Origin of the sequence: Arthrobacter sp. U41 (assembly GCF_001750145.1) — a bacterium.
Lineage (GTDB): Bacteria > Actinomycetota > Actinomycetes > Actinomycetales > Micrococcaceae > Arthrobacter.
This window is the reverse complement of the sequence record NZ_CP015732.1, coordinates 1364743-1380311: the sequence shown is the minus strand read 5'-3', so window position 1 is coordinate 1380311 and position 15569 is coordinate 1364743. Positions and strand designations below refer to the sequence as shown.

At 66.3% G+C, this 15569-nt stretch carries 12 protein-coding genes, 2 pseudogenes and 1 riboswitch; of the genes and pseudogenes, 5 read left to right on the top strand and 9 right to left on the bottom strand.

Annotated features, from left to right (window positions below; translation table 11 throughout):
- Positions 1 to 4 precede the first annotated feature (4 nt).
- From ASPU41_RS06405 to ASPU41_RS06370, 8 genes and pseudogenes are all read right to left on the bottom strand, one after another.
- Positions 5 to 1348 (bottom strand): NAD(P)/FAD-dependent oxidoreductase, encoded by a 1344-nt coding sequence (locus ASPU41_RS06405; protein WP_157356949.1) that lies wholly within the window; start codon positions 1346 to 1348, stop codon positions 5 to 7.
- Between the two features lie 2 nt (positions 1349 to 1350).
- Positions 1351 to 1671: a 2Fe-2S iron-sulfur cluster-binding protein gene (locus ASPU41_RS06400; protein ID WP_069950217.1), complete on the bottom strand. Its 321-nt coding sequence runs from the start codon at positions 1669 to 1671 to the stop codon at positions 1351 to 1353.
- 54 nt (positions 1672 to 1725) lie between these two features.
- Entirely contained in the window at positions 1726 to 2514 is a 789-nt protein-coding gene (locus ASPU41_RS06395; protein WP_069950216.1) for an SDR family NAD(P)-dependent oxidoreductase, read from the bottom strand.
- Entirely contained in the window at positions 2507 to 4387 is a 1881-nt protein-coding gene (locus ASPU41_RS06390; protein ID WP_069950215.1) for a PEP-utilizing enzyme, read from the bottom strand. The genes ASPU41_RS06395 and ASPU41_RS06390 overlap by 8 nt, the downstream gene beginning before the upstream one ends.
- A gap of 69 nt (positions 4388 to 4456) precedes the next feature.
- Positions 4457 to 5617, bottom strand: coding sequence for a PEP/pyruvate-binding domain-containing protein (locus ASPU41_RS06385; protein WP_069950214.1), 1161 nt, complete (start codon positions 5615 to 5617; stop codon positions 4457 to 4459).
- A 5-nt stretch (positions 5618 to 5622) separates the two neighbouring features.
- Positions 5623 to 6900 carry a cytochrome P450 gene (locus ASPU41_RS06380; RefSeq protein WP_069950213.1) on the bottom strand — a complete coding sequence of 426 codons (1278 nt, stop codon included), beginning with the start codon at positions 6898 to 6900 and terminating at the stop codon, positions 5623 to 5625.
- A gap of 333 nt (positions 6901 to 7233) precedes the next feature.
- On the bottom strand, positions 7234 to 8028 hold the full coding sequence (locus ASPU41_RS06375; protein WP_069950212.1) for an IclR family transcriptional regulator: 795 nt from the start codon (positions 8026 to 8028) through the stop codon (positions 7234 to 7236).
- Between the two features lie 482 nt (positions 8029 to 8510).
- A pseudogene (locus tag ASPU41_RS06370) lies at positions 8511 to 9065 on the bottom strand (cytosine permease); the annotation flags it as partial.
- 2 nt (positions 9066 to 9067) lie between these two features.
- On the opposite strand from ASPU41_RS06370, the pseudogene ASPU41_RS23980 reads away from it, so the two are divergent.
- From ASPU41_RS23980 to purU, 5 genes and pseudogenes are all read left to right on the top strand, one after another.
- Positions 9068 to 9157: pseudogene (locus ASPU41_RS23980) on the top strand (formyltetrahydrofolate deformylase); the annotation flags it as partial.
- Between the two features lie 542 nt (positions 9158 to 9699).
- A riboswitch (glycine riboswitch) is annotated at positions 9700 to 9797 on the top strand.
- A gap of 224 nt (positions 9798 to 10021) precedes the next feature.
- A complete protein-coding gene (lipA, locus tag ASPU41_RS06365; protein ID WP_069950211.1) occupies positions 10022 to 11035 on the top strand; it encodes a lipoyl synthase in 1014 nt (337 codons plus the stop codon).
- A 19-nt stretch (positions 11036 to 11054) separates the two neighbouring features.
- On the top strand, positions 11055 to 11882 hold the full coding sequence (locus ASPU41_RS06360) for a methylenetetrahydrofolate reductase (RefSeq protein WP_069950210.1): 828 nt from the start codon (positions 11055 to 11057) through the stop codon (positions 11880 to 11882).
- Positions 11879 to 13342 (top strand): amino acid permease, encoded by a 1464-nt coding sequence (locus ASPU41_RS06355; RefSeq protein ID WP_069950209.1) that lies wholly within the window; start codon positions 11879 to 11881, stop codon positions 13340 to 13342. The genes ASPU41_RS06360 and ASPU41_RS06355 overlap by 4 nt, the downstream gene beginning before the upstream one ends.
- On the top strand, positions 13339 to 14244 hold the full coding sequence (gene purU, locus ASPU41_RS06350; protein ID WP_069950208.1) for a formyltetrahydrofolate deformylase: 906 nt from the start codon (positions 13339 to 13341) through the stop codon (positions 14242 to 14244). Before ASPU41_RS06355 ends, purU begins: the two co-directional genes overlap by 4 nt.
- A 276-nt stretch (positions 14245 to 14520) precedes the next feature.
- On the opposite strand, the gene ASPU41_RS06345 is transcribed toward purU, so the two are convergent.
- On the bottom strand, positions 14521 to 15552 hold the full coding sequence (locus tag ASPU41_RS06345; RefSeq protein WP_069950207.1) for an Lrp/AsnC family transcriptional regulator: 1032 nt from the start codon (positions 15550 to 15552) through the stop codon (positions 14521 to 14523).
- Between the last annotated feature and the right edge of the window lie 17 nt (positions 15553 to 15569).

Sequence of the window (15569 nt, the reverse complement as noted above, 5' to 3'; positions counted from 1 at the left end):
CTGGCTAGCTGTCCGTGGTGATCGTCTTGAGGGGTGTGGCCGGGTCCGCGGCGGCGTCGGCGGGGATGTTCTGGCCTTTGGCGAGCGCGTTTTTGACGGCCATGAAATCCAGCGGGGCGTTGACGCAGTCCGCGGCGATGATCCGGCCCTGGCGGTAGTAGAGAACGGTGAATTTTCCGCGTTCCTCGTCGCGGCGCAGCACGGTCCGGTCGTAGCCGCTGCAGAGTCCGGCGATCTGGAGTTTGAGGTCGGCCTGGTTGGACCAGAACCACGGGATGCCGGCGTATTCCTCGCGCCGGCCGGTGAGCGAGTAGGCGGCCACCTTGGCGTGTTCGATCGCGTTGTTGACGCTTTCCAGCCGGATCCGTTCGCCGGGTTCCGTCCCGGGCACGGGGTTGGGCATGTTGGCGCAGTCGCCGATCGCCACCGTGGTGCCGTCCGAGGCCAGCGCGAAGCGGTCCACCACGATCCCGTTGTCCACGGTGAGGCCAAGCTGTTCGGCCAGCTGGGTGTTGGGGATGACCCCGATGCCCACCAGCACGATCTGTGCGGGGAGCACGGTGCCGTCCTGGAGTTCGACGCCGGCGACGGCCCGGCGGCCGTCACCCGGGGCGTCGCCCGGGGAGTGTCCGGCGGTGAAGCGTTTGGCGCTGGTGTTGAGCCGGATGTCCAGGCCGCGGGCCCGGTGTGCCTGCAGGAAGTACTCGGCGGTTTCCTCGCCGACGGCGCGGCCCACCAGGCGCGGGCCGAATTCCAGCACGGTGACGTTCTTGCCCATCTTCTGCAGGCTGGACGCGGCTTCGAGGCCGATGAATCCGCCGCCGATCACCACGACGTCCTGCGCGTCCCCCACCCGGGCCTTGAGTGCCAGGGCGTCGTCGGCGTTGCGCAGGTAGAGCACGCCGTCGAGGTCACTGCCCTCGATCTCCAGTTTCCGGGCGCGGGCGCCCACGGTGAGGGCGAGGCGTTTGAAGGGGAACTGTGTGCCCGAGGAGGAGTGCGCGACGCCGGAGCCGTCGGCCTCCTTGTCGATCCTGACGATGTGTTCGCCCTTGACCAGGGCGACGTTGTGTTCGGCCCAGTACTCGTTGGAGCGGAAAATCAGGGATTCGCTCTCCACCGTGCCCTGCAGGAACTCCTTGGACAGGGCCGGACGCTGGTAGGGGCGGTGGTCCTCGTCGCCGAGCAGGGTGATGTGCTCGTCGAAGCCCAGCGCGCGGAGGGAGACTGCGAGCTGGACGCCGGACTGGCTTGCGCCGATGATCAGCAGGCCGGTGCGGGTTGGGCGGTCCGGCTGCGCTGCGGCGCCCGCGGACGTCTGCTCGGCGGCGGCGACATGGATGCCCATCCCTACACCTGGGTTTCCGGGGTGGTGACGAAGAGTTCGAGCTCGTCCGTCAGCCGGAGCTGGCAGGACAGCCGCGAGTTCTCCTCGCGGTCCACGGCGGTGCCGTACAGCATCTCGTCTTCCATGTCCTCCATCGGCGGCAGCTGCGAGAGGCAGTCCTCGCGGACAAAGACGTGGCAGGTGGCGCAGGACAGCGATCCGCCGCATTCGGCCACGATGCCGGGGACGCCGTTGCGCACCGCGGTTTCCATGACGGAGTCGCCGGGATTGCCCTGGACGTCGCGGACAGCGCCGTCGGCGCCGGTGAAATGGACCGTTGGCATTGGTCCTCCTTGGGGTTGAAGTTGGAAAATTGTCAGATCGGTCAGGTGGGCAAATCAGATGAACTGGCGTCCGCCGTCGACCACCATGGTCTGGCCGGTGTAGTAGGAACTGTCGGGCCCGGCCAGGAAGAGGGCGGCGCCCACAATGTCCTCCGGCTGGCTGGCCCGCTTGATCGCACCGCGGTCCACACCGTAGTTCTCGGCGTTCTCCATCAGCCCGTAGCTTGCCTCGGTCAGGGTGAAGCCGGGGGCGATCGCGTTGACGGTGATCCCCCGCCGGCCCAGTTCCTTGGCCATCACCCGGGTCAGGGCCACCACCCCGCCTTTGGAGGCGACATAGTGCAGCCACTGCTCCGAGCCGCTGTAGATCGTTGCGCTGGAGAGATTGATGACGCGGCCGCCCTCCGGCAGGTACGGGCTCGCGGCGCGGGTGACGAGCCAGGGGCCCTTGAGGTTCACGTTCATGACCAGGTCCCATTCGGCCGGGTCGATGTCCTCGAACGGACTGCGGGTCACCCCCGCGTACACGGCAGCGTTGTTCAGCACGACGTCGATGTTCCCGTTGCCGAAGTCCGCGCAGCGTTTCGCGAGGGCCTCGGTGGAGTCGACGCTTGTGACGTCGGCGTGGAAAGCGGCAGCCTCGGCTCCGGTATCGATGACCAGCTTTGCCGTTTCCTCCGCGCCTTCGAGGTTCACGTCCGCAACGGCCACGCGGTAGCCGCGGCGGCCGAAGCCGAGCGCGAACGCCCGGCCCAGCCCGCCGGCGGCACCGGTGATCAGGACGGTGCGGGCAGGCTGGCCGGCACCGTCATATTCCGCAGCAGGCATATTCGGCTCAGACATGGCTGTGGCTGTGCGCCCCGGGTCCGGCGACCTGCAGCTCTGGTTCCAGCGCGTCAAGGATCTGGACCGTGCCCTTGGTCCCGTCCACGCGCAACCGCTGTCCGGTCTTAATCGTGGTGGACGCCGAGCCGGTCCCGGTCACCGCCGGAAGTCCGTACTCGCGGCACACGATCGCCGCGTGGCTCATCATGCCGCCGATGTCCGTGACCGTGGCTTTGATCTTGCCGAAGATCGGGCCCCAGGACGGCGCCGTGACCGTCGCGACCAGGATCTCGCCCTGCTGCACCTCGGAGAGCTGGTCCGCGTCGGTGACAACGCGGGCCAGGCCTTCGACGACGCCGGGAGAGGCTGCCATGCCGCGCAGGCCGCCGCCTTCCACCGCTTCGCCGGCACCCAGCCACTGCTGGACCTGTTCCGTGGTGATGCCCCAGAGCATCCGGGTGAAGGGTTCGGTGATGATTTCCGGCGGGGTGTTCAGGGCCGGGGCCGGCCGCGCGGTCTTGAGCGCGTCCACGATCCCGCGGCGGCGCTCCACCTCTTCCGGCCAGTAGTCCGGGCCGATCGGCTTGGCGCCGACGCCCCAGCCGGTGACCAGGTCGAAGAGCGCGTCGCGGACCTCGTTGCGGCCCAGGTAGAGCAGGTCGTCAGGTTCGGTCCAGAAGCCCTCGGCCTGCATCATGCGGCTGAGCTCACGGATTTTGCGCCAGAAGACACCCATGGTCCAGTGCTCGATGTAGAAATTGTGGTTCTCCACGTAGGGGTAGGCGGTGGCGGCGAGTCCGCGCTTGGCGTCGAAGAGGCCCTGGTTTTCGCCCTCCAGCAAGTCCCGGTATTCCTCGATGATGCGGTCGCGTTCGGTGATCAGGGCTTCCACCGGGCGCATGATTTCCTGGCCCTCGTCCACGCGGCGGATGTAGTCCGCGATGTAGCCGAGCGGGATTTCCTGGTGTTCGTTCCAGTACTTGTCATGGCCGTAGAAGCCGTTGCCCACGGTGAAGTTGAACCACGGGTCCTTGGCGGCCTCGTACTGGGCCGTCCAGCGGTCCCCGCCCGGGGCCGCCGCAATGGCAGCCAGGGTGGCCCCGACGTCGTCCGTGTTGCTGGAGTTGCTGAAATGAGTCTGCAGCCCGAGTTCGACGGCGAGTTTGGCGAGGTGCTTGAGCTCGTCATCGGGGCGGAAGAGTTCCATGTCCACGCCCTGGACCATGGTGGCGATGGACTGGTCCGGGATGTTGGGGAAGACCTGCTTGCAGAAGTTGAAGAAGTCCAGGTAGGCGATGTAGCCGAGGTTGAGGAACTCGAAGTGGTACTGCCAGTTCTGGTAGGCCAGCTGGATCAGCCGGTCGTAGCTCTCCAGTAGCTTCTCGGAACCGTCCTTGCCCTTGCCGGAGAGGATGTCCTCCATCGGGACCACGTCCGGGAGCTTGGGGAAGGAGATGGTTTCCATCTCGTCGATGGTGCCCTTGACCTTGACGTGCCACTGCTTGAGGAGCTGGTCCCAGTTCTGGAAGTAGTGGCCCACCCGCTGTTCGAACAGGGGCACCCGCGCGGCGATCTGGTCCTCCGGCACCGGGATGGGCGACATGTACAGGTAGCCCAGGTGCACGCGGAACTCGATGCCGTTGGCGTTGGGGATCATCAGGTGCCGGGCGTTGTACTGACCCAGACACTTGACCGCGAATTCGCCGCCAATGGTCTCGAAGGGCTTGAACACTGTGGGCCAGTGCTGGCTGTCGCAGAACCAGAACTTGGCGTCTTCCTGTTCCTTGAGCTTGTCCTGGAAGACCAGGTAGTACGGGTAGATCTTTTCCCAGCCCTCGGCGCCGGCGGGGACCGCGAGCTCGGAGGGTTTGGGGAAGGACTTCAGGGACATGGCGGTCCTTTCAATGCGGGCTCGGCGTTGAGCCTGGGTGAGGAAGCGGACGAGCGGGTCAAAACTTTGTTAGACGGAGGGCTTCAGGAGGGACGCGGTGATGCTGCCGAGGCTGAAGCCGGCGGAGGCCGACGGCGCCGGGCCGCCCGGCGCCGTCGAAGCGGGCGCGGCAGCAGGGCTGGCGGGGCTCAGTCCGCTGAAGTAGCCGCCGGCGGTGGCCGTCGACGGGACAGCCGGCTTGGAGGAGTGCACGGTTTCCGGTCGGGACTGCAGCAGGAGCAGGTTTTCGCCGTCAGGCAGGTCCGTGTCGAGGGCCCACTCGATGTCCTGCGGGCACTTGTAGTGCTTTTCCGCGCGCTTGGCCATCTGCGCGACGGCGGCGAGTTCAGCGTCGCTGAGGCTGCGGCGGCCGCGGCGTTCGGCGTCGACCTCCCGCTCCACCAGGTGGCCGGCAGCGGCGTCCGGGACGAGTTCGGCGTGCTTGTCCCCGAGGTGTTCGGAGATGACGGTGAGGGTGACCTTGTCCAGCATGATGTTGTCCGGGGTGACCTGGCCGGAGACCACCATCTCGCCGACCCCGTACGAGGAGTCGATGGTGATCTTGGAGCGGTCCCCGTTGGTGGGGTCCATGGTGATGGCGACGCCGGAGACGCGGGCTTTGACCATCTTCTGCACCACGACAGCCATGGAGAGGCCCTCGTTGGGGATGTTGTTTTTGAGCCGGTAGATGATGGCGCGGGAGGTGAAGAGCGAGGCCCAGCACTGCCGGATGTGCTCGGTGACGGCCTTGACGCCGGCGAGCCAGAGGTAGGTGTCCTGCTGGCCGGCGAAGGAGGCGTCCGGGAGGTCCTCGGCGGTGGCGCTGGAGCGGACGGCCACCGGGACGGGTGCGTCGAAGCGGGACATCAGGGCCTCGTAGGCGCCGACGGTGAGCTCGCGCATCGCCTGCGGCACCGGGCGGGAGCAGATGTCCTCCCGGATGGCGGCGGAGACCTTGTCCACCTGTCCCATGTCCTCAGGGTCCAGGTCGGCGAGGAGCTGGTGGATGTGCCGGGTGATGCCGGCTTCCTCCATAAACGCATCGAACTGGGCGGTGGTGACCACGAAGCCGGGCGGGACGGGCATGCCGGCGGAGGTCATGGTGACCAGGGACGCGCCCTTGCCGCCGAGGTTTTCGAGCTTCGGTTCGATGCCGCCGTCGAAGAACTGGATGTATTCGTTGCTTTGCATATTTCTCAGGCCTTCCAGCTGACGGGGACGGTCTCGGGGACGCGGAAAGAGAGGTTTTCCCGGAAGGAAATGGCTTCGGGGTTCTCCGGCTGCAGCCCGGGGGCGAGCCTGGCCACTTCCTCGAGCGCAATTTTGGCCTGGAGCTTGGCGAGCATATTGCCCAGGCAGTAGTGGATGCCAAAACCGAAGGAGAGGTGCTCCCGGGCGTTGGGACGGGTGATGTCAAAATCCTCCCCGGCGCTGAATTTGTTCTCGTCGCGGTTGGCCGAGCCCATCAGGAGCAGCAGCTGCGCGCCCTCTTCGATGGCGACGCCGCCCACTTCGGTGTCCTTGAGGGCCTTGCGGCGCCAGCCCACGATCGAGCCGGCGTAGCGCAGGACCTCGTCGATGGCGGCGGGGATCTTCTTAGGGTCCTCAACGAGCTGCTTCCACTGCTCGGGCCGGGCCAGCAGCTCGCGGAGGGCGTTGGAGATCAGCGTCGTGGTGGTCTCGTGGCCGGCGAAGAGCAGGCTGTAGAGGACGGAGGCAATCTCGTGGTCGGAGATTTCCGCACCTTCCTGCTGGGACTTCACGAGGTCCGCGGCGAGGTGGTCGCCGCCTTCCTCGTGGGCCACCTTGACCAGGCGCAGGCACTCCTGCCAGTACTCCACGAGGTTGTGGGCGTGCGGGATCTGTTCCTCGTCGCTGAGGTCCCCCCAGGTCATGGCCGCGCGGGAATCGCTCCAGCGCTTGAAGGTGTCCACCTGGGAGACGTCCGCGCCGATCAGGGTGAGGATGGTGATGGTGGGGACGTCGTAGGCGAGATCCTTGACCAGGTCGCCGTGACGGTCCGGACGGGCGAGCATCTTTTCGAGCAGCCCGACGACGTTCTGCCGGATGAAGGGCTCCAGTGCCTTGTAGCGGCGGGGCGTGAAGGCCTTCTGGACCACGGCGCGGATGCGGGTGTGCTCCGGGGGGCGGCGGGCGGAGAGGCCCGAATACGCGGTGAAGCCGCCGTCCTCCATGATCTTCTTCGCGGCGGCGCCGCGTTCGCGGACGGGGGCCTGGGCGTTTTCGCTGGAGAACGTCTCCCAGTCCTCGAAGACGGCCTTGATGTCGTCGTAGCGGGAGACGATGTAAAGTCCGACCCGCTCGTCGAACATGACCGGCTGTTCGGCCCGGAGTTCAGCGTAGGCCGGGAAGGGATTCTTCATCTGGAACGGCTCGTAGCCGTGGTGCCCTGCGGGGGCCTCGGCGCCGTGTCCGTAGGGACAGCGGCCTGCCGTTTCCGTCGACGATGACATCTAAGCTCCTTGGTTTTCGGTACCGCCGGCAGCGCCAGTGCATGCCGGGGTTCTTATTCACCAGTGTGGCCCCCATCACTCCGGGAAGGCAGCGTTCACTTCCACTGGACGGAAGCCGGTTATTTCCGTGCCTGCAGCAGTCCCGGGTTGGCCGCGGTCCGGGGCACTTCGACACGGACACGCCGCCGGCTAAACCGCCGGCGTCGAATATTGCCCCCAAAGTGCCCCCGGACGGACGGTGCCCGGCCGCAAACATTGGCTGCCAGCCACCCGGCCACTCCGGGCAGCCGGCCGTCCGGCGGGCTGCTGGACCATAGCGGGGCCCGTGGCGGTTCAGTCCGTGCCGGTGACGTGGCTGCCCAGCAGCGTTTCGAGCGGGATCCGGGCCGTGGCGCGCTCAATCTGGGCGGCGATTCCGCGCAGCACGGGCAGGTGCCGGGTCATGGTGGCGGCCTGGCTGGTCGGCAGCACGAGCCCGATCGACGCGCCGATCCTGCCGGTGTGGAAGACCGGGACGGCGATCGAGCAGGAGCCCAGCCGGACTTCCTCCAGGGTGGTGGCGTAGCCCTGCTCATGGATCTGGGTCAGCTCGGCGGCCAGCTTTTTGGGGTCCACATGGGTGTGCGCAGTGTGCCGCTCCAGCTGCCGATTGAGGTAGGCGTCCCGGACCCAGTCCTCCTCGAAGGCGAGAATGACCTTCCCGACGGCGGTCGCGTGCATTGGCAGCCGGCCGCCGACCCGGCCGGCACGGGGCACCCGCTTGGAGCCGTAGACCCGATCGATGTAGAGCACCTCGTGGCCGGCGCGGACCGCCAGATGCGCGGTTTCGCCGGTGAGTGAGAACAGGTCCTGGACGTAGGGCCGCGCCGCATCGCGAAGCTGCCGCCCGGTGTTCTGGGCGAGCTCCCACAGACGGATGCCGAGCTGGTAGCGGCCGTTGGGTTCGCGCGAGAGGAAGCCCCAGTCAGTGAGTTCGTTGACCAGGCGGTGGGCTGTACTCAAGGGCAGCCCGGATTTTTCGGCGATATCGGTGAGGCTGAGGGCGCCCCGGGACTTTTCGAAGGCTTCGAGGATAGCGAGGACCTTCGAGGTCACGGTCCTGCCGGGTTCGCGGCTGCCGCCGGCCATCGTGACCTCCTCGTTGCGGGCTTGATGCCAGCTTCGTTATCTGGCTTGGCCGTCAGCCGGGCCGTCAGGCTGCCCGGAATCGAGTGTAGTCCGCAAGTGCCGACACCTGGCCAGTCGGTCAGTAAATCAAGCAACGCGGGGTCACTTAGCGCCCATCCCGGGGCCGCCGATGGGCGCTAAGTGACCCCGCGTTGGGGCTGCCGTGACACGAAAGGCGCCGCGGGAAAGTCTCCCGCGGCGCCATGGTTTCACTGGGTGAATCGCGTTGCCCTGTGGGGTCGTTGTCCCCTACGCCGGAACAACCGCAGGCGCGGGCTCACGGACCAGTTCACTTCCGAGATCCAAGGCCAGATCTTTGACGACCTGTCCGTACAGCAACCCGCCCTTGGCTGCGTTGGAGCCGGCGGCCGATGACAGGCAACCGGTGGCGGGTGTCCGCTCCGGAACCACCGGGAGCCGGTCGAAGCGCGGGAGGACCGCGGCCCCAGGACCGAGGCCAGGTATACCTTGCGCTTCGGGACCTCCGTGCTGACGAAGCGGGAGTAGTCGGCGGCGTAGGTGAACCACGTGATGCCCCAGCCGATGCCGATGGCCGTCATCACAGCGCTCATGGCGGCGATCCGCTCCGAGCCTTCAAGGATGTTCCCGGCCGGGCCGGCGTAGGACCAGTTGATCTTCATGCCGAACCAGGCGACGACGGACATCACTGCGAGGATGATGATGGTTGGCGGCACCGTCCACTTCTCAAACGCCGCGATGGCCTTGTAGCCAAACCAGGCGATGGCGACCTGTGCGGCCATGATGGCCGTCGCCACCCCGATCTTCCAACTGTAGTTTTGTGCAGTCGGGTCCACCCAGCCAAGGGTGCCGAACAGCGCCATCACCAGGTCCAGGATGATCCAGGTGTTGACTGCGCACCAGCCGATGACCAGCAGCGCCTGGATGGCGGCGGGAAGGTAGTTTCCGCGCCGGCCAAAGGCGGCCCGGGCCAGGACCATGCCGGTGGCGCCGGTCTTTTGGCCGAGCAGAACGAAGCACCACCGAGCGTAGGGCTCTGTCCAACGCCGTCCGCTGGCACTGCGAGGGACGTGTCTTCCTGCAGGGCAACAGGACCGTCGTGCTGCGCTGACATACTGCCCTTAGGGGTGCGGCGGGCCGCGTCGCCTTGGCTCCTTGCCGCACCCCCGGCGCCCGCTTCCGGACGGACAAAGCGCGGCGCCAATTCCGCACACGCCGTTCCTTCCGGGGCGCCGCCGTGGCACACTGTGATGACTATCGATTGACTGGGGGGATTCCAAGTCAGGAGATCGTCATGGGCATTGTGATGCACCCCCGCACTTCGTGCTGTCGGTGGGCGGTGAGCAACTCATGATGATCGGCTGGGCCTACCTCATAGCCGGAATCATGACCGTTGATGGGCTCCTGCTGGGGCTGTTGCTGCTGAACGTGAAGTGGCCGAAGCGCCGTAACAGGTGACCTGATCCGCCTGGTCCGCTTTCGCAGTCCGCGGCGCGGTTTCGCCGCCACGCCATCCGGTTCCGCCCCCCGGGGAACCCACTGCCGGGCGCGCAAATGGGCGCGCAAAAAACGGATGCGTGGAAGTAACTTTTGTGTGTGGTCCACGTAACAGCTACTGTGTGAGGCGTGTCACCCACCAGTGACACACGCTTTTGATCTGCGGCGGGAGAGTCCTGCCGGTACGTTCAGCAGGCGCCGTAGGAGCAAATCCTCCCCAGGAATCTCTCAGGCCCACGTACCGCCGCGGCGAGGCAACTCTGGAAAGCAGTCCGGTCTCCGGACTCACCGAAGGTGCAAGCGGCGCCCTGTAACAGCAGGCTCCGCGGAAACTCTCAGGTCCATGACAGAGCGGGGAGGAACCCGAATCAACGTGGCACCTCGGTGCCACCTGAATTATGGAGTTCCCCGTGACGATTAAAACCACCCTTTCCGCGCTTGCAGACCGGCACCCCGGTGCCCGCCGCCAGGAGATCTCGTGACCCTGGCACCAGAAGGCCGGAAAATGCTGCGTATTGAGCAGCGCAATGCGGCCACCCCGGTGGAACGCAAACCGGAATGGATCAAGGCCAAGGTCCAGATGGGTCCCGAATACGTCCAGCTCAAGAACCTCGTCAAAAAGGAAGGCCTCCACACCGTGTGTGAAGAGGCCGGCTGCCCCAACATCTTCGAATGCTGGGAAGACAAGGAAGCCACCTTCCTGATCGGCGGCTCCGAGTGCACCCGGCGCTGCGACTTCTGCCAGATCGACACCGGCAAACCCTCCCCCGTGGACGTTTTCGAACCCACCAAGGTGGCCCGCTCAGTCCTGGCCATGCAGCTGCGCTACGCCACCGTCACCGGAGTGGCCCGCGACGACCTCGCCGACGAGGGCGTCTGGCTCTACGCCGAAACGGTCCGCAAGATCCACGAACTGAACCCGGGCACCGGCGTCGAGCTCCTGATCCCGGACTTCTCCGGCAAACCCGAACACATCGCCGCGATCTGCGAGTCCGCACCCGAGGTCTTCGCGCACAACGTCGAGACCGTCCCGCGGATCTTCAAGCGCATCCGCCCGGCGTTCCGCTACGAGCGGTCCCTGGACGTCATCACCCAGGGCCGCAAACTCGGCATGGTCACCAAATCCAACCTGATCCTGGGCATGGGCGAGACCCGCGAGGAAATCTCCGAAGCCCTCCGGGACCTGCACGAGGCCGGCTGCGACCTGATCACCATCACCCAGTACCTGCGCCCGTCCGAACGGCACCTGCCCGTGGACCGCTGGGTCAAACCCCAGGAATTCGTGGACCTCCAGCACGAAGCCGACGAGATCGGCTTCCTCGGGGTCATGAGCGGACCGCTGGTGCGTTCCTCCTACCGCGCCGGCCGGCTCTGGGCCACCGCGATGCGCAAAAAGGGCCGCGAAATCCCCGCCCACCTCGCCCACATCGAGTCCTCCGGCACCACCCGCCAGGAAGCCAGCACCATCCTCGCCGCGCACGCCGGCGTCTGACCACCGTAAAGGACCAACGATGTTCCCGACACGACTAGAAATTATCCCCTCCGAGGGAATCGTCGAAAAAGTCACGGCTGCGGTGCCGCTGGGCACCACCCTCACCATCACCTGCCTGCCCCAGCACGGCGTCGGGCGCACCATGCGCGCGGCAGTCCGGCTGGCCGAGCTGGGCTACCCGGTGGTTCCGCACCTTGCCGCACGGGCCCTGCAGGACCGCCCCCAGCTCGTCGGCATCCTGCGAGAGTGCGATGCGGCCGGCATCAGGGAAGTGTTTGCCATCGGCGGGGACTCGCCGCGGGCCGCCGGGTCCTACGGCACGGCGGGAGAGCTGATGGAAGACATCGCCCAGTACTCCGGCGGCGGCATCTCCATCGGAGTCGCCGGCTACCCCGAGGGCCACCCGTCCGTCGTCGGGATCGAGCTCCTGGACGCGCTGCTGGCCAAGCAGCACCTGGCGAGCCGCGTTGTCACGCAGATGTGCTTTTCCGCCCCGAAGATCGTGGACTACGTGGGACTGCTGCGCCGCGAAGGCGTGGAGCTGCCGGTCTGGGCTGGCGTCGCCGGCGCCGTGCCCCGAACCCGGCTGGTCGCCCTGGGCACCCAGATCGGCGTCGGCGCCTCACTGAAGTTCCTGAGCCGCAAGGGCCCGCTGGCCCGCCGGCTCCTGAGCGGGGAACGGTACCAGCCGGCGACACTTATCTCCGAGCTCGCCGAACACCCGGACCGGGTCGCGGGCATCCATTTCTACACTTTCAACCACCTGAACGCGGTGGCAGGCGAGCCAACCCCTCCATCGGGTCCCGCAACCACCGAACTCGTGTCCGTTCCAGGAGGAGCAGAATGAAAACCCAGACTGAAACGGCGGCGCAAGCCCCCCACCTTGAGCGCCAGCTCAGCAACCGGCATATCCAGCTGATCGCAATCGGCGGCGCCATCGGCACCGGCCTGTTTATGGGTTCCGGCAAGACGATTTCGGCGGCCGGGCCGTCCGTGATCTTCGTGTACATGATCATCGGATTTATGCTCTTCTTCGTCATGCGGGCCATGGGCGAACTGCTGCTGAGCAACCTGCACTACAAGTCCTTCAGCGACTTCGCCGCGGACCTGCTCGGCCCCTGGGCAGGTTTCTTCACCGGCTGGACCTACTGGTTCTGCTGGGTGATCACCGGAATCGCGGACGTTATCGCCATAGCCGGCTACTCAAAGGAACTGTGGCCGGGGCTTCCCCTGTGGATCCCCGGGCTGGTCACCATCGGCATCCTCCTGCTGCTGAACCTGGCCACGGTGAGGGCATTCGGCGAGACCGAGTTCTGGTTCGCGCTGATCAAGATCATCGCCATAGCGGCACTGATCATAGTGGGCCTGTTCATGATTTTCAGCGGCTTCCAGTCCGACGCCGGACCGGCCACCTTCAGCAACCTGTGGAGCCACGGCGGCTTCTTCCCGAACGAATTCATGGGCTTCGTCGCCGGTTTCCAGATCGCCGTGTTCGCCTTTGTCGGCATTGAGCTGGTGGGCACCACCGCCGCGGAGGCCAAGGACCCTGAGAAGAACCTGCCCCGGGCCATCAACTCCATCCCGATCCGCGTTCTGCTCTTCTACGTGGGCGCCCTCATCATCCTGATGTCCGTCACCCCCTGGACCGAGTTCCAGGCCGGCCACAGCCCGTTCATCGCCATGTTCTCCCTGGCCGGCCTGGGTGCCGCCGCCACCGTGGTGAACCTGGTGGTGCTGAGCTCGGCGATGTCCTCGGCCAACTCCGGCATCTACTCCACGTCCCGCATGGTGTTCGGACTGGCGCAGGAGGGCGACGCACCGTCCGTTTTCGGCGCCCTGTCCCGGCGGAAGGTCCCGCAGAACGCACTGTTCCTCTCCTGCGTGCTGCTCCTCTCCGGCGTTGTCCTCATGTATGCGGGGCAGGACATCGGCAAGGCCTTCGAGATGGTGACCACGGTTGCCGCGGTCTGCTTCGTCTTCGTCTGGTCGATGATCATGGCCAGCTACCTTGCCTTCCGCAAGCGCCGCCCGCAGCTTCATGACGCGTCCAAGTTCAAGATGCCCGGCGGCATCCCCATGGTCTGGCTGGTCTTTGCCTTCTTCGCCTTCGTGCTCTGGGCGCTGACCACGCAGCCGGACACGCTCCTGGCCCTGCTGGTCACGCCGGTCTGGTTCATCCTGCTCGGCGTCGCCTGGGTCATCCTGCGCCGCCGCCCTGCGCACCTGGCCCGCTACGCGGAGTTCCAGGCCGATCTCGCCCAGGACATGAAACAGGACGTTGACCGGTTCGAAAGGTTGCCGCGATGAACACCGCCGAGACAATAACTGCCACCGCGGAGTCCCTGAAACCGGTCCCCACGGTTGAGCATGTGCTCACCGTCGACTGCGCGGAGTCCCCCGGCATCGTCCACGCGATCTCGGGATTCCTGCTGGAGCACGGCTGCGACATCATCGACATCAAGCAATACGGCGACCGCAGTCAAAGGCACTTTTTCATGCGCGTCCATTTCTCCTCCGCCCCGGAGTCCTTCAGCACTGAGCAGCTGCGCCAGGACTTCGCCGCGCTGGGGGAAACCTGGAAGATGAACTGGCAACTGGAACCGCAGGGCCGCAAACGCCGCGTCCTGGTCATGGTGTCCAAGATGGGCCACTGCCTCAATGACCTGCTGTTCCGGGCACGCACGGGCGACATCCCGATGGAAATCGTCGCCGTCGTCTCCAATCACCGGGACCAGGAGGCCCTGGTGCAGTGGCACCGCATCCCGTTCTTCCATCTGCCGGTGACCAAGGACTCCAAGCCGGAGGCTGAAGCCAGGCTGCTGGACATCGTGGACGAACTCGACGTCGAACTCGTGGTCCTGGCCCGCTACATGCAGGTCCTCAGCGACGGGCTCTCGGCCAAGCTCGCCGGACGGACGATCAACATCCACCATTCCTTCCTCCCCAGCTTCAAGGGCGCCAAGCCCTACCACCAGGCCCACGACCGCGGGGTAAAGACCGTGGGCGCCACCGCCCACTACGTCAACGCCGAGCTGGATGAGGGCCCGATCATCTCGCAGCAGGTCATCGACGTGGACCACACCTACACCGCCGACGACCTGGTGGCGGTGGGCCGGGACGCCGAGTGCGCGGCCCTGCGCAACGCCGTGCGCTGGCACTGCGAGGGAAGGATCCTGCTCCTCGGCAACCGGACCGTGATCCTGCGGTAGGGGCCACCCCGCCACCGCACTGCTGACGCTCCACCCCGCTGACAAGGCATAACGACGCCGGCCGGTCACCTGATCAGGTGAGCGACGGTGCCATTCCCGCCAGGCTGGAATTCCAGAAAATGACGACGTTTTCGCCCCTCGAATTTCCTGAGTGCTTTCGGGCTTCGAATTTACGCGACGAAAAGTGGGCGGCTTTATTTCGTGCCCGCCCACCGCCGGGCGCGCAGAAATTGCCGGCTGACCGTAGCTCCGGCATCAGATACCGGAACGGGCAGCTCAGACCTTCGGCGCCGTCTCGGCAGCGGGTACAACGACGGCGCCGGTGGCCGTCGAATCCGGGTTCAGCATCCAGCCGACCCGCTTGGCGGAGTTGAGCACCACAACGCTTTCCATCAGCTCGATTCCGGGGATCCGCAGCTGCAGTGCCTGCTCGGCGTTCATAACGTCCGCCAGGGAATGCAGCCACATCAGGATCACGAAGTTGGTGCGGCCGGTGGTGGAAGCACTGAGCCGGACGTTGCGGAAGCTGCGCAGCTCGGCAGCGGCGGCCTCGTGCTGGCCGGGCGGAACGTTGGCGAACCACTGGCAGCTGACCGGATATCCCGAGTATTTCTGCGCGATTTCGCACCGGAAAGAAAGCACCTGGCTGGCCAGCACCCGGTTCAGCTGCCGTTGGACCGTGGCCGGGCTGCGTCCAAGGGCCCGGGCGATATCCGCGGCCGCCGCCCGCCCGTCCCTGGCCAGGAACGGGATCAGCTCCAGGTGGCTCGGCGGCAGCGGCGCGCCCTGGCCCGCCGTCGCCGGGTCGGAAGCCTCCGGCCCTGCCAGCGCCTGAAGGGCGGCCATCTGCGCCTTGTCCAGGACGTTCAGCCGCCACGCGTAACCGCCTGAGTGCAGGCGGGTGCACAACGACGTCTGGTACTTCGTGAGGCCGGGGATCTCCTTGAGCCGCTCCAGCACAACATCGCTGAAGTGGGCCAGCGTGGGCGTGATGACTGTCAGCATGAGGTCCCGGTTGCTGGCAGCCTCCTCCACCGTGACAACTTCCGGGATGGCCGCCAGCGCCGCCGTGACGTCGGCCCGCAACGTCATCTCGCAGTCGACATCGACCAGCGCCAGACACATCTGCTTCGGATCCCCCATCAAATGAGCCGTGCTCCAGGCGGCACCGGAAGCTCTAAGCCGGTCCCAGCGGGCGGCCAAAGTGGTGGCGTGCGCGCCCAGGATACCGGCGGCATCCGACCAGCTGATCCGCGGCGCAATCTGCAGGGCGTTGACCAGCTGCAGGTCTTCCTCACTGATCTCCATCCGGGCCCTCCCTTGCT